Genomic DNA, 13752 nt, shown 5'->3' on the forward strand with positions numbered 1-13752 from the left:
TGACCACCGGATCTCCCTCAGGCCACACCGTGGATGTCAGGGCACGGGCGAGACAGGCGTACGGAAGCCACGGGGCCATGAATGGCCGGCATGCCCGGGGTCCACGGCGTACGAAAGCCACGGGGATGCGGGTCTACCGGCACCTCTCGGGACCACGGCACGCGGAAGCCTCGCGTTCGATGCGCGCGTAGAAGCCCCGGGACCGCGGCACGCGGAAGCCTCGCGTTCGATGCGCGCGTAGAAGCTCCGGGACCACGGCACGCGGAAGCCTCGCGTTCGGTGCGCGCGTGGCGGCGATCGACCCGCGCCGCTGGAGGAGCGTGCCCCTGGACAGAGCCTGACCCCGGTCGGCGGGTGGGGCCCACCGTGCTTTGCCGTAAAGAATGGACGTCAGACGGAAACAAAGGACGGACGTCAGGCGGAACCAAAGGATGGACGTCAGGCGGAAAGGCACGCATCGCCACGCACGGGACCATCACCCAAGGCACCATCACCCCACGGCGCGATACCCGCCGCGTGCGCCCCGGACGTGCTTGGCGGCCGTCGTCAACGGGTCGCCGCGCACGCGCCGGGAGCCGCGCAAGCGCCAGAACAGAAAGGGGATCTACACGGGAAGGCGGCCGTTGGGAGCGGCGGGCCAGCTCATGCGGATGCGCATGCCCTTGGGACTGGGAAAAACCTCGACATCGTCGGCCAGGCCCGCGATGACCGCGATGCCGAAACCCGTCGTGAACGAGTCGGAGAGCATCCCCAGATCCAGGGGTTGCTCCGGCTTGATCTCGTCACTGGGGGCCTGGTCGCTTACTGTTACCTCGAAACGTCCGGAGTCGTCACGTAGCTCGATGCGGATGGGCTCGCCCGGGCAGTGGGCACGGTGGGCCTCCACCGCCCGAGAGCACGCTTCACCCACGGCGAGCCTGACCTCGTCCAGCAGCGACTCCTCCACGCCGGTGCGCCGGGCGATCGCCGTGGCCACCAGCCGGGCGGTCCGCACGTGTGCGGGGAGGGCACTGAACGTCAGCTCGACAGTGGCCATCTACTTGTCTTTGCCGTGAGCTTCCTTGGCTTCGTCGACAGAAGCATAGATCCCGAAGACCTTGGTCAGACCGGTGATCCGGAAGATCTTGAGGATGCGCTCCTGCGTGCAGACCAGCTCCAATGAGCCGTCGTGCGCCCGAACCCGCTTGAGCCCCCCGACCAGCACACCAAGGCCGGTCGAGTCCAGGAAGTCAACCTTCTCCATGTTCACGAGAAGGTGGAAGTTACCCTTGTTCACCAGATCGATGAGGAGCTCACGCAATCTCGGCGCGGTGTAGACATCGATCTCACCCTCGACCTCAACGATGGTGAGTCCGTCTTCGGTGCGGTGATCCAACTTCAGATCCACAGATCCTCCAGCGCCTCGCCTGCGAAAGTACCCTTATGAGCCTGGTCGTCCGGAGCTTAGCCGCCCGGCCGACCGACCCTGACGCGCGGCATTCAACCATGCGTCTCGCTTGTGTCTACACGAAATCACGATTCCCGACGACTTTGCCCACGGATGCAGACTGGAAACAGTGACTTCCACCGCTTCCTCCCCACACCGGCCAGGTCCACTCCTGCGGCACCTGCTCGGCGTTCCCGCACGTCACGAGCGTGTCACCCATGTGGAGCATGTTCCAGCACGTCAGGCCGGTCAAGCCAGATGGCCGAAATGGGCGCCGGAACTCCTGGTTACGCGCTTGGCGAACCGCGGCATCACCGGCATGTGGCCCCATCAGTACGAAGCCGCCGATCTGGCCCATCGTGGCCGAAACGTGATCATTTCCACGGGCACGGCCTCGGGCAAGTCGCTGGCGTACCTGACCCCGGCGGTCTCCTCCTGTCTCGACGGAGGCACGGTCCTGTATCTGACGCCGACCAAGGCGCTGGCCGCCGACCAGCTCCGCGGGCTGCGGGAGCTGCGCATCGCGCAGGTGCGGGCGGCGACGTTCGACGGTGACACGCCGTTCGAGGAGCGCACATGGGTACGCCAGCACGCCAACTATGTCTTGACAAACCCGGACATGCTGCATCGCGGCATCCTTCCTCGGCACGCCCAGTGGTCCTCGTTCTTCCGCCGGCTCCGCCTCGTGGTGGTGGACGAGTGCCACGGTTATCGGGGGGTGTTCGGCTCGCACGTGGCCCAGATCCTGCGCCGCCTGCGGCGGGTCTGCGCCCGGTACGGGTCGCATCCGGTGTTCCTGCTGGCCTCGGCGACGGCCAGCGAGCCGGGGGCGTTCGCCAGGCGGCTGACGGGGCTGGAGATGGACGAGGTGACCGAGGACGCCTCCCCCAAGGGTGCGACCACGTTCGCCCTGTGGGAACCGCCCCTGACAGACCTGCGCGGTGAGGGCGGCGCTCCGGTGCGCCGCACGGCGACGGCCGAGGCCGCCGATCTGCTGGCCGACCTCGTCCTGGCCGACGTCCGGACACTGGCCTTCGTCCGCTCGCGGCGCGGCGCTGAGACGGTCGCGCTGACGGCCCGCGCCAAGCTCGCCGACGTCGCCTTCTCCCTCTCCACCCACGCCCACCGCCCCCGCCCCTCAACCCCGTACCCCACCCACAACAACGATCCTCACCTCACGACTCTCACTGAGCCACATCTCCGCCCGGACTCCCAGCACTCCACCAAGCCGCAGCTCCAGGCCGGCCACCACCCCGTGAGCCCCCGTCACCTGCACAACGAGCTCCCCGACCGGCAAGACCCGGCGGGCGCCCCCACCTCGCTCCCGCCGGGTTCCTGGCCGCTCCCCGACGACGAGTCCGACTCGGCCGATCTCCCGGACAAGGTGGCCGCCTACCGGGCCGGATACCTCGCCGAGGACCGCCGCCAGCTGGAGAAGGCGCTCCGCTCGGGCTCCCTCATGGGTCTGGCCACCACGAACGCCCTCGAGCTCGGCGTCGACGTCTCCGGGCTCGATGCCGTACTGATCGCCGGCTGGCCCGGCACCCGCGCCTCCCTCTGGCAGCAGGCGGGCCGAGCCGGACGCGACGGGCAGGACGCGCTGGCCGTCCTCATCGCCCGGGACGACCCGCTCGACACGTACCTGGTGCACCATCCGGACGCGCTCTTCGGCCGGCCCGTCGAGGCCATCGTGCTCGACCCCGACAACCCGTACGTCCTCGGCCCGCATCTCTGCGCCGCGGCCGCGGAGATCCCGCTGAGCGAGGATGACCTGCCCATCTTCGGACCCACCGCGCCGGAACTCCTCGACGACCTGGTGACCCAGGGCCTCCTGCGGCGGCGCCCCACCGGGTGGTTCTGGACCCGGCGGGAGAGGGCCACCGACCTGGCCGACATCAGAGGCTCGGGCGGCGCCCCGATCCAGGTGGTCGAGTCGTCCACCGGCCGCCTCCTCGGCAGCGTCGACGAGCCGTCGGCGCACACCACCGTCCACACGGGCGCGGTGTACCTGCACCAGGGCGAGACGTTCCTGGTCGAACTGCTCGACCTCGAAGCCGGGGTGGCCCTGGTCAGCAGCAGCGAGCCGGACTACACAACGTTCGCCCGGGATGTCACCGAGATTTCCGTACTGTCCTCCCTTCGCTCGCACGCCCTGGGGCGGGGCGAACTCCACTTCGGAGAGGTCGAGGTGACCCGGCAGGTCGTCTCGTACCTCAAACGACGTCTCCAGTCCGGCGAGATGCTCGGCGACGAGCCCCTCGACCTTCCGCCGCGCACCCTCCGCACCAGGGCGGTGTGGTGGACGCTCCCCGCCTCGGAGCTGGTACCGCTGGCCGAGGACGGCATCGACCTCGGCGGCGCCGCCCACGCCGCTGAGCACGCTTCCATCGGCCTGCTGCCCCTGTTCGCCACCTGCGACCGCTGGGACATCGGCGGCGTCTCCACGGAACTGCACGCCGACACGGGCCTGCTGACCGTGTTCGTGTACGACGGCCACGAAGGAGGCGCGGGCTTCGCCGAGCGCGGGTACGCCCGGGCAGCCGACTGGCTGACGGCGACCCGTGAGGCGATCGCCTCCTGCGAATGCGAACGCGGCTGCCCTTCCTGCATCCAGTCCCCCAAGTGCGGCAACGGCAACGAACCCCTGGACAAGCGCGGCGCCATCCGTCTCCTGGACACCCTCCTGGGCACGTCGCCGAACTGACCGCGGGGTTGTTCGACGCGGGGTGTTCGACGCGGGCGACCGGTAGTGGCCTGCGCGGGTGTGTTGGCGCGAGATGCCGGCGGCGAGCCTTCTTGAAGTCACTGATCGTGCCGCTGTTCCTCCTGATCGCCGGGTCTGAGGCGTGGAAGTCGGCCGGGGATCCGATCAGGGTTCGTCGCGCTCGCGTGGCTGGGGATGAACCGTCCCAGTCATCGCCTGAACCCTGGTCAACGGGCTGGCCGGCACGTCGCGGGCCCGCACGGGAGCGACCCGTCAGTGATCGGGTCCCTACGAACGGGAACCGGGCCGTAAGGGATGTCCAGACGTCGGCGATCTCGTCGCTCACTTGGCATCTGACCAGCTTCGTGCCGTTCTCTGCTGCCACGGCGGCCGCTGCTCGGCACGCCTCGCCCGGGTCCGCGATCGCCAGCCGGGCCGCCGCCAGAGCACTCAGGTCCGCTGCGGCGTTGACGCGGTGGCGGGCCACTCGCGCGGACGCCACGGTGGCCAGTGCCACGGCGACCACCATCAAGATCCCCATGAGCGCGACGCCCCACAAGGTCGCCGAGCCTCGGTCGCGTCCGTGGGGGCGTCGGCCTGGAGGAACGGTAGACGACACTTCAGACCTTTCTCGGCCAGTCTCTTTAGTTGCGTCTATTGCGTATGTTGCGTGTGCGGCTCTGTTGCTCTGCTGCCCTGTTGCGTCGGCTGCGCAACAATGTCGGCAGGTCGGACAGCGGGTCTCTCAGTGACGTGCTGGTGTCGATGGCTCGCGCTCGTGGATTGCCGGTCTCCAGCCTCTGGAGAGCCGATGTGTGTTCGCTGGTGTCTCCTGCCCTTCGCCTGCCCTTCGCCGGTTCCTCGCCTTCGTCGTCTTCGCCTTTGTCGTCTTCGCCTTTGTCTTCGTGCGTTCGTGGTCGTCGCGTTCGTACGGTTCATCGCGGCGGTGGGAATGTGCCCGTGTCGGGGCAGGGACGTGTGCGGTTCCTTTGCCGGCTCCTGCGATGCCGGCTTCTGCCGGCCCATTGGTTCAGTTCTCGGTGGCAGCCGAGGCGGAGGCCGACACACGTATCGCGGGGAAGGCCGCGCCCCCTGCTGGGCGCACGTCCACAGCGACCTTCACGTGTGTACGTTCCGGGCCTCGCCTCACCTCCACCTGGGCGTCCGAGCGGGTCGCCGACCTGACCAGTTCGCGTACCTGGTCCAAGGGCTCTCCGCGGGCGGCGGCCCGCGCTCCCACGCGGGCCGCGTCCACGCATTCGAGCTGGGCTCCGACGGCCTGGACCGTCCACAGAGCGGCGGCGAGCACGACCATCAGAGCGGGGAGGACGGCGGCCGTCTCTGCCGTCACCGAACCTCTGGACCCTGATCGCCCGGCGCGCCACGCGGCGGACCTCCGGCTCAAGGTCATGTGGTGGTCTTGAGGGCGCGGTCGATGAGTGCCTTCAGCATCTCCTGAACCTCCGGGCTGCTCACGACCTTGAACAGCAACGCCGCGAAGGCGCAGGCCGCGATGGTGCCAACGGCGTATTCGGCTGTGGACATGCCTCGGTCGCGGTTGGCCGCCCCGTAGCGCGCCCACGTGGCGATCCACTGACCGGCACGGCGGCGCTCTTCCGCGCCCGCCGGAGGAGTGGTGAAGGGCTCCGCGGTCGCCGTAACAGCGGTCTCTCGGAAGGTAAGGGGGTCGCGCATCATGCCTCCAGGTGGCTCGGTGCCGGGGCGATCCGGCGTTGCGGACCAAGCGTTGCGGGACGGGGTGGGTGGCCGATCCGCCGAATGGCGTTCTGTGGATACCGCGGGGTGGGCGGGGTTCCCTGTGGATGCGGGCCGATCGCGGGCGTAGAGATCCGAACGATCCGCGGAGGTGGAGGCCGGGAGGGATGACGCTTGGGCGGGGGCCGTGGATGCAGGTCGTCTGTCGCGGATCGTGCGGCGACGGGCTGAGTCGGTGGCGACCTGGCGGCAGGCGCAGATGGTGCTGCTGTCGGCTCAGACCTGCTGGTGGCCCGACTTGCGAGGGGTGGTGGGCGTCGTCACCCAGGGAGCCGCGTTCGCGATGGTCGCCTCGATCATCCTGCTCGGCACCCAGAGCCTGCTCGCCTGCATCGGTTGCCGGTGCGGGGCCGAAAAGCGATCGAGCAGCCCGAGCTCGCCATGTCGGCGGTAGCGATTCACCCACTTCGCCGCGGTGGCGGGAGATGCCCACCTCCGCTGCGACGTGGGCGATGGACGGGTGCGACATCTCTCGACTGGCCGACGTCGTCCTTCGGGATGAGCGTTGCGATGCGTCATGCCTACCGGACGTCTTCGGCCGGCGCGGCAACCGCAGGATCAGGCATGTGTGTTTCCTTGGGCAGCAAGAGCGGAGTCGCAAGCAGGAGAACGCCGGAGATGGTGATCGCGATGAGCGGACTGGTGAGTGTCGCGAGGACGCCCCAGATCGCCATGAGGGCCGCCTGAGCGAGTTTGCTGCTGATGCTCCATGCGCTGAGAACTTGCGCGGTGTGATCGGCTGGAGTGCGTTGCAGGCGTTCTGTCGCGTAGATGGGGTTGAAGACGCCCATACAGGTGATCAGCAGACCCTCGACGACGATGACCGTGAGGAGTCCGGGGATGCCCGGCTGGGTGAAGGCGAGGCCGAGCGGGAAGACGGATCGCAGCCAGCCGGAGACGGTCATGACTCGGTACCGGCCGTGGCGGGCGACGAGGCGCGCGGAGAGGCGGGCGCCGACGAAGCCGCCGATCGCGGGAACCCCGAAGGCGAGACCGTACTGCCAGGCCAGGAAGTGGTACTGGCCCAGCAGGAGGACGGACAGGAGCGGGACGGTGGCCATGATCAGACCGCCGACGGTCACGGAGTTGAGGAACAGACGTCGCAGTACGCGGTCGTGGAGGATGAACCGCCAGCCGTTGAGAAGGTCGGCTCCCCGCAATCTGGTGGCCGGATCGCGAGGTGCCGCGACGTCGCCTCCACGGATGCGAAGCACTCCGAGCGCGGACAGCAGGTAGCTGAGGGCGTCCGCCGCAACCGTGATCATCGGGCCGAGCAGCCCGATGAGCGCCCCACCGAGAGGCGGTCCTGCCGCGGTCGCCACCCACGCCGTGCCCTCGAATCTGCCGTTCGCGACGAGGAGATGGTCGCTGCGAACGAGGTGTTTCAGGTAGGCGCCGGAGGCGGCGGTGAAGGCGATGCTCGCCGTTCCGGCGATGACCGACACGACAAGCAGCTGGCCGTAGGACAGTAAGCCGAGGAGGTATGTGATCGGGACGCTCGCCATGGCGAGGAAGCGGGCCAGGTCCATCGCGATCATCACCGGGCGCTTGGCCCGATGCTCGACCCACGGCCCGAGCGGGACGGCAACGAGCGCCGCGACCGCAAGTCCGGCGGCATCGAGGAGCGAGACGGCGAATGCCGAAGAATGCAGGACCCGAACCGCGATGAGCGAGAACGCCCCGAAAGCGATCCACGTGCCGTATGTGCTGACGGCGTAGGCCGACCACAGCCACCCGAAGCCGGGCCCCAATCTCACGCGCACGTGACTCCTTAGCGACAACCGAATGTTTGGCTGCCTGAATCACACCAGTCGCACTGCAGCGGGATCAAACAACCGATTCTCGGTGAGCCACAACTGTTAGTTGGGCGTGCATATGCTGATGCGATGGATATGGAAGCGGTGCGATCCTTCGTCCGGGCGGCCGAGCTCGGACAGTTTCAACATGCGGCCGACGAGCTGGGCGTGACACAGCAGGCGGTCTCGAAGCGGATCGCCGCTCTTGAGCGCGAGCTGGAGGTCCGCCTGTTCACCCGTACCGCTCGAGGGGTCGAACTGACGCTCGACGGCCAGGCGTTCCTCCCGCACGCACGGAGCATCGTCGTGGGTGTCGAGCGCGCCATGACCGCGATCAGGCCGAACTCACGGGCTCTGCGGATCGACGTCCTCGGTTTTCGGAGCGGACAGGCCATCGTCCTCCACGACTACTGGCGGTCGCATCCCGAAACCGACCTCGACGTGGTGACCTTGAAAGCCGGCGACCCACACGTGGCGGTTGCCGCTATCCGAGCGGGCGATATCGACGCCTCGTTCCGCACCGTCACCGACCCGGCCACGCTGCCAAGCGACGTCGAAATGATCCATGTACTGGACTTCCCTCTGGAGCTCCTCGTGGGCCCGAGACATCCGCTTGCCTCCGCGCGAACGCTGACACCAACCCGGCTGCGCCGGCATCGGATCTGGGTGCCCGGTATCGCACCACGGAGCGAATGGGCGGAGTTCTACGACCAGCTCGCCGCTGCCTTCGACCTCCGCATCGACGGGGCAGGCCCCAACTTCGGCGTCGAAGCACTCCTCGACACCCTCGCGGAATCCGCGGACGTGGCCACCCTGGTCGGCTCCCGCGACCGCCTTGTGTGGCCGACGAGCTACGACCTACGCCGCATCCCGGTCGTGAACCCTACGATCGCCTACCCGCAATCGCTCATCTTCCCCAGGACGAATCCACACCCTGGACTTCGGGCGATCATCGACTACTTCCGAAGCCTGGCAACCCTGCCCGAGACGGCCTGGCTTCCCTCTTGGGTAACGCCGCGCCGCAACAACGCCGCGCCCTTGGGCAACGCCGCGTTGTAACAACGCCGCGCCCTTGGGCAACGCCGCGTTGTAACGATGGGGACGTTGCGCACACCCGGCGTTGAGAGTCGTGCCGGACGGCGCGCTGCCGGTCTGACGAACCGTGTGACGAAGGGGCGCTTGGTGCGGAAGGTCGTGAAAAGCGGAAAGTCCGGGCCGCTCGGGTGGTTCAGGGCAGCACGATCGTCGATGCCAGGCCGGCTATCACGGGGATGATGCCGAGCAGGACGAACGCGGGCAGGAAGCACAGGCCGAGTGGTGCCACCGCCTTGACACCGACGCTTCGGGCCGCCGCGACCGACGTCGCCCGGGCGGCCTCGCGGGCGTCGTCCGCCACGCGCATGAGGACGTCCGCCACCGGGGCGCCGCTCTGCGCGGCACGGCTCATGGCGCGCGCCAGCTGGCCCGTGGACGGGTCCCTGGCGAGGTGGGCCCACGTCGGCTCCGGATCGGCGCCGAGGCGGAGCTGGCTGCTGACCCAGGAGAGGCGTTGGCCGAGAGGGCCCGCGACCGCGTTCGCGGCGATCTCGGTCGCTGCGCCGACGGGCCGGCCCGCGCTGAGGCAGGCGGCCATCAGGTCGGCGGTGAACGGCAGGTCGGCGATGATCCGCTCACGAACGCGCCGGGTCGCCGGGTCCTGCCTTCTCTGCAGCGCGAAGGCCACCATGGGCATGGTGAGCAGGCCCGCTACGACTCCTGGGACGCCGCCGATCATGAGGATGGCGAGGCCGCCCACTGCTGCTGAGGTGATCACGGTGCGCCGGTCGAGAGGGCGAGCTGTCGGTCGGGCCGGAGCCAGCCAGGCTGGGAGGGACTCCTCATGGTGGCCTGATCTGTGGTGCGCGTTTGTTTGCGAGGGCGAGGGCGAGGGCGCCGACATCCTGTCTGTCAGTGAACCGTCTGCATTCAGGGGCCTTGGTGCTCCGGCTGTATCTGGCGGTGTCGGTGCTGCGGTCGTGGAGGTGCCGGGCCCGGGGCGCAGCCTGGCCAGCCGCTCAGCGGGGGTGGTCGGTGACATGCACAGCCACGTGGAGAGGCCGGCACAGAGTGCCGATAGGAGGGCGAGCATTGGCTGATCCGATTCGTTGGTCGCTGTCGGTTCGTGGGATGGCGGCCTTGAGTGAATGGGTGGGTGGGTGGTGGCGTGTTCTGCGGCCCGGTGGAGTGGATGGCTGCCGCCGCCGGGACGATCCGGGAGACGTGCATGGATCGGAGGCGAGGGGCGCCGGGCGTCACACTGGTACGGACCGGCCTTCATGAAGCCTGGGCTCGCAGGGCCATGCAGTGGGTCCACCACAGGCCGCAGGCGTCAAGGGCGATGCCGGCCATGAGGCACGCGAGGCCGGGAAGGGTGCCGAACAGGAAGTCCAGCGGATGCATGTCCAGGGTGGCGGCCATGAGGAGGCCGAGGGCCGGGAGGGCGGCGAGCATCCTGGCCGTCGTGCGTGGGCCGGCGAGCTGGGCGGCGACGTCCTGCCGGTGGACCTGGGCTGCGCGTAAGGTGCCTCCGACCCGCTCCACCAACGCGGCGAGGCCTGCTCCCGCCGTCACGCTGACCTCCCAGCAGGCGGCCAGGCGGCGCAGGCCCTCACCTCCTTGAGCCGGTGCGACCGCCGCAAGGGCGCTCGACACGTCCCCGCCGTCACGGGCCGCCGCCGCGACTGGCCGCATGGCGTCCGCGTCGGGGAAGTCCACGGCTTCGAGGGCTCTCGTCAGCGCCTCGCCCGGGGTGCGGCCGGCCGTGAGTTCAGCCGTCAGGGACTGGCACAGCTCGATCGTGGCCCGGCGCCAGGCGTCGGCTCGGCGGGCCGGGCTGGGGCGCGCCGCCAGCCGTCGTAGGGACTGCCACGGGAACGACCGCTGGGGCGAGGTCATGCGGCGCAGTCGTGCCACCGCGATGTCGGGGCCTGTCCACAGCCAGAGGGCGAGGGTTGTGAACATCGCGGCCGTGAACGCCGTCATCGCCTTCTCCTGCCTGCTGCTCGTCGCATGCCGCGGAGCCACTCCGCTGTTCTGTCGTCCTGTGTGGGGTGATCACTGCTGCTGCTTGAGGTCGAAGCTGGTCATGACGGTGTTCTCGCTGCGAGGGCGTCGTAGCCGGGGCCGAAGTGGGAGCGGCCGTGTGCGTCGAAGCTCAGAGCCGGGACCGCCTCCACCAAGCCCGCCGGTGTGCGGGACAGGAGGCAGATCTCCGCCACGCGGCGGCGGCCGTCCGTGCGTCCGCGTGTCAGATGCACCACCACGTCGAGCGCGGCGGCGAGCTGGCTGTGAACGGCCTCCCGGGTGAGTCCGGCGGCGCAGCCGAGGGCCTCCAGGCGTGGGGGCACGTCCGCCGCGGTGTTGGCGTGCAACGTGCCGCAGCCGCCCTCGTGGCCCGTGTTGAGCGCTGCCAGCAGGTCGACCATCTCCGCGCCTCGTACCTCGCCCACGACGACCCTGTCCGGGCGCATGCGCAGCGCTTGCCGTACGAGATCGCGCAGTCCCACGCCTCCCGCTCCCTCCAGGTTGGCGGGACGCGACTCCAGGCGGACGACATGAGGGTGCAGGGGGCGCAGCTCGGCCGAGTCCTCCACGAGGAGCAGGCGCTCACGGGGGTCGGCCAGCGACAGCAGGGCCGAGAGCAGGGTGGTCTTGCCCGTACCCGTCCCGCCCGTCACCAGGAACGCCAGCCTGCCCGACACCATCGACGTCAGCACCGGGACCGCCGCGGGCGGTATGGTCCGCGCGTCCACGAGGTCCACCAGCGTGAACGTGCGTTTGGGTGGGAGGCGCAGCGAGAGGCAGGTGCCGCCCGGAGCCACCGGGGGCAGGACGGCGTGCAGGCGGACGCCTCCGGCGAGTCGGGCGTCCACGTACGGCGAGGCGTCGTCGAGTCGTCTGCCCGCGGCGGCGGCCAGCCGCTGCGCCAGCCGTCGCACCGCGCTGTCGTCGGTGAAGGCGACCGAGGTGCGGCGCAGCCCTTGGCCGGCGTCGACCCACACCTCTCGTGGGCCGTTGACCAGGACGTCGGTGACATCGGGCTCGGCCAGCAGCGGCTCCAGCGGGCCCGCGCCGATGAGGTCCGCGCAGAGGGCGCGGGCCACCGCCAGGATCTCGGCGTCGCCGTACACGGACTTCTCCGCCCGGAGAGCCACGGCGACCTGCGCGGCGCTGGGTTCGACGCCTGTGCGCGCCAGGCGCACCCGCACGGCTTCGACCAGTTCGGGGGACACGGTGGGGTTGGTGGTGGTCATCTTCTCTCCCTGGGGTTGCCCGTCGTGTATGCGTGCGCGCCGTCGTACGCACGGGCGTGCCGTCGTACGCACGGGTGTGCCGTCGTACGTACGTGCGTGCCGTCGTGGATGCGTGCGCACCGTCGGACGCCCGCGCCGCCGTAGGTGCTGTCTTTGTGCCTGTTCTGGCCTGGCTTGAGGGGCTTGCCGGCTATGCCGTTCGTCGTGCCAGCCGTCCGGCTCAGGTGGGGAGGAGGTCGCGGAGGAGGGAGGCGCACGCGGCGCCCAGGGGGGTGCGGGGGCCGAGCTTCGGGAGCTCGCCGTGGTTGAGGGTGGTGGTCAGGCGGGGGTGGTCGGGGAGTCGGCCGGCCACGGGGATGTGGAGTGAGGTGGTGATGACCTCCTCGTCCAGGACGCCCGGGCGGACGACGGCGCGGACGTCCGCGGTGTGGTGGGTGGTTGCCGCGAGCACCTGGGCGGCGGCCAGGACGCCGCGCACGTCCGCGCTGACCACCAGGAACGTGGTGCTCGCCCTGGCCAGGGCCTCGGCGGCGGCGGGGTCGACGTGGCGGGGCAGGTCCACGACGACGAGGTCGAAGCCTCGATGGCCGGCTTCGAGGACCGAGCGCATCGCCTGCGCGGGGATGGGCTGCACCTCACGACGCGGGAACGAGAGCACACTGAGCTCTCCGAACGCCGGTAGGGCCGTCTGGAGTGCCGTCGAGCTGACCCGGCCTTCACGGGCGACCAGGTCCCCCCAACGGGCGCCTCCCGACTCCTCGTGGCCGAGCAGCGCGTCTATGCCGCCGCCCAACGGGTCGGCGTCGATCAGGAGCGTGCGCAACCGCTCCTGGGAGGCTTTGAGCGCCAGGCAGGAGGACAGGACACTCGCACCGGCGCCTCCCCGGCCGCCGATCACGCACAGCACGACGCCGGCGCGCGGCTCCGGCTCCATGGCGTCGGCGAACTCCTCCACCAGCCGGCGCTCCCCCGACGGCAGCGCCACGACAGCCTGAGCTCCCACCGCGACGCACTTGCGCCAGTTGTCCGGGTCGTCAGGCTCTCGGACGACCAGCAGGACGCGATCTCTGGCGGGGGGCGCGGCGGCGGCCACCGAGTCGGCCACGTCGTCTCCGACAGCCACCAGCGAGGCGAGGTTCCACAACGGCCTGGCATGGGTGGGGGTGTGGGCGACGTCCAGTTGCGCGCCGGCAGCGGCTGCTATGCGGACGAGGTCGTCGAGGAGGTCGTGGTCCTCGGTGATGACCAGCGGGCGGTGCATCTGGGCCTCCCTGGGCTCGGGAGGTCCACCTTGCCGACGTGAGTGGGTGCCGGGTTGGAGCGAACGGCATTCTGTGGATGAGGGTGGGTTGCTGGGTCGTGGCTGTGGACAACTTTCGCCGTAGCCGCCGATCGGCCGAGGCGGAGCAAGGTGATCAGGTGCCCCGGGCGCTCCGTGAGCAGGCAGCCGGACGGTTGAGGCGGGCTGCCGGTGGAGGGCGACGAGGGCAGACGAGAGAAAAGGGGCGACCCCCGCCGGGGGGGAGAGCGGGGGTCGCCTGATCGGTCCGGCTCCGGGGGGGTAGAGCCGGTCCCGTTTCAGAAGAAAGCTTTCATCACATGACCGGAGCATGGCAAGGGAGTCGCAAAGCAATCCCGTGCGCAGTCACTCCAGTTTCTGGGATACCACCGTATGCTGCCCGATCAACTCGAGTTACGTCGAGGAGCAAACTCGCATTTTCGCCAAGTTTTTTCCGTCAAGCATAACGATCACATAAA

Annotated in this window: 12 protein-coding genes and 2 pseudogenes; 3 read left to right on the forward strand and 11 right to left on the reverse strand. The window is 69.6% G+C overall.

Features of this window, described 5'->3' with window-relative positions:
* Positions 1-604: 604 nt before the first annotated feature.
* Both ABZS51_RS00285 and ABZS51_RS00290 read right to left on the reverse strand, forming a co-directional pair.
* The gene (locus tag ABZS51_RS00285; RefSeq protein ID WP_310707317.1) at positions 605-1036 is read right to left on the reverse strand and encodes an ATP-binding protein; all 432 of its coding nucleotides are present in this window, start codon (positions 1034-1036) and stop codon (positions 605-607) included.
* On the reverse strand, positions 1037-1387 hold the full coding sequence (locus ABZS51_RS00290; RefSeq protein WP_101786510.1) for an STAS domain-containing protein: 351 nt from the start codon (positions 1385-1387) through the stop codon (positions 1037-1039).
* Positions 1388-1796: 409 nt separating this feature from the next.
* On the opposite strand from ABZS51_RS00290, the gene ABZS51_RS00295 reads away from it, so the two are divergent.
* A complete protein-coding gene (locus ABZS51_RS00295; RefSeq protein ID WP_355434148.1) occupies positions 1797-4130 on the forward strand; it encodes a DEAD/DEAH box helicase in 2334 nt (777 codons plus the stop codon).
* 262 nt (positions 4131-4392) lie between these two features.
* Here the strand turns inward: ABZS51_RS00295 and ABZS51_RS00300 are convergent.
* From ABZS51_RS00300 to ABZS51_RS00310, 3 genes and pseudogenes are all read right to left on the reverse strand, one after another.
* Positions 4393-4749: pseudogene (locus ABZS51_RS00300) on the reverse strand (Rv3654c family TadE-like protein); the annotation flags it as partial.
* Positions 4750-5160: 411 nt separating this feature from the next.
* Entirely contained in the window at positions 5161-5481 is a 321-nt protein-coding gene (locus tag ABZS51_RS00305; RefSeq protein WP_355434151.1) for a TadE family type IV pilus minor pilin, read from the reverse strand.
* A 56-nt stretch (positions 5482-5537) separates the two neighbouring features.
* Positions 5538-5828: a DUF4244 domain-containing protein gene (locus ABZS51_RS00310; RefSeq protein WP_355434154.1), complete on the reverse strand. Its 291-nt coding sequence runs from the start codon at positions 5826-5828 to the stop codon at positions 5538-5540.
* A gap of 232 nt (positions 5829-6060) precedes the next feature.
* On the opposite strand from ABZS51_RS00310, the gene ABZS51_RS00315 reads away from it, so the two are divergent.
* Positions 6061-6300, forward strand: coding sequence for a hypothetical protein (locus ABZS51_RS00315; RefSeq protein ID WP_355434874.1), 240 nt, complete (start codon positions 6061-6063; stop codon positions 6298-6300).
* Here the strand turns inward: ABZS51_RS00315 and ABZS51_RS00320 are convergent.
* Together ABZS51_RS00320 and ABZS51_RS00325 are read right to left on the reverse strand one after the other, a co-directional pair.
* Positions 6240-6425 (reverse strand): annotated as a pseudogene (locus ABZS51_RS00320) (leucine zipper domain-containing protein); the annotation flags it as partial. The gene ABZS51_RS00315 and the pseudogene ABZS51_RS00320 sit on opposite strands and share 61 nt — an antisense overlap.
* Before the next feature lie 2 nt (positions 6426-6427).
* Positions 6428-7669, reverse strand: coding sequence for an MFS transporter (locus ABZS51_RS00325; protein ID WP_355434157.1), 1242 nt, complete (start codon positions 7667-7669; stop codon positions 6428-6430).
* A 123-nt stretch (positions 7670-7792) separates the two neighbouring features.
* Here ABZS51_RS00325 and ABZS51_RS00330 point away from each other — a divergent pair, with 123 nt between their 5' ends.
* The gene (locus tag ABZS51_RS00330) at positions 7793-8761 is read left to right on the forward strand and encodes a LysR family transcriptional regulator (protein WP_355434160.1); all 969 of its coding nucleotides are present in this window, start codon (positions 7793-7795) and stop codon (positions 8759-8761) included.
* Between the two features lie 169 nt (positions 8762-8930).
* Here ABZS51_RS00330 and ABZS51_RS00335 read toward each other — a convergent pair whose 3' ends face one another.
* From ABZS51_RS00335 to ssd, 4 genes are all read right to left on the reverse strand, one after another.
* Complete coding sequence (locus ABZS51_RS00335) at positions 8931-9515, reverse strand: type II secretion system F family protein (RefSeq protein WP_355434162.1); 585 nt, start codon at positions 9513-9515, stop codon at positions 8931-8933.
* A gap of 500 nt (positions 9516-10015) precedes the next feature.
* Positions 10016-10723: a type II secretion system F family protein gene (locus ABZS51_RS00340; protein WP_355434166.1), complete on the reverse strand. Its 708-nt coding sequence runs from the start codon at positions 10721-10723 to the stop codon at positions 10016-10018.
* Positions 10724-10824: 101 nt separating this feature from the next.
* Positions 10825-11994 (reverse strand): TadA family conjugal transfer-associated ATPase, encoded by a 1170-nt coding sequence (locus ABZS51_RS00345; protein WP_355434168.1) that lies wholly within the window; start codon positions 11992-11994, stop codon positions 10825-10827.
* A 220-nt stretch (positions 11995-12214) separates the two neighbouring features.
* Entirely contained in the window at positions 12215-13255 is a 1041-nt protein-coding gene (gene ssd, locus ABZS51_RS00350) for a septum site-determining protein Ssd (RefSeq protein ID WP_355434171.1), read from the reverse strand.
* Positions 13256-13752 lie beyond the last annotated feature (497 nt).

Source organism: Nonomuraea sp. NPDC005501 (assembly GCF_040605905.1).
Taxonomy (GTDB): Bacteria; Actinomycetota; Actinomycetes; order Streptosporangiales; family Streptosporangiaceae; genus Nonomuraea.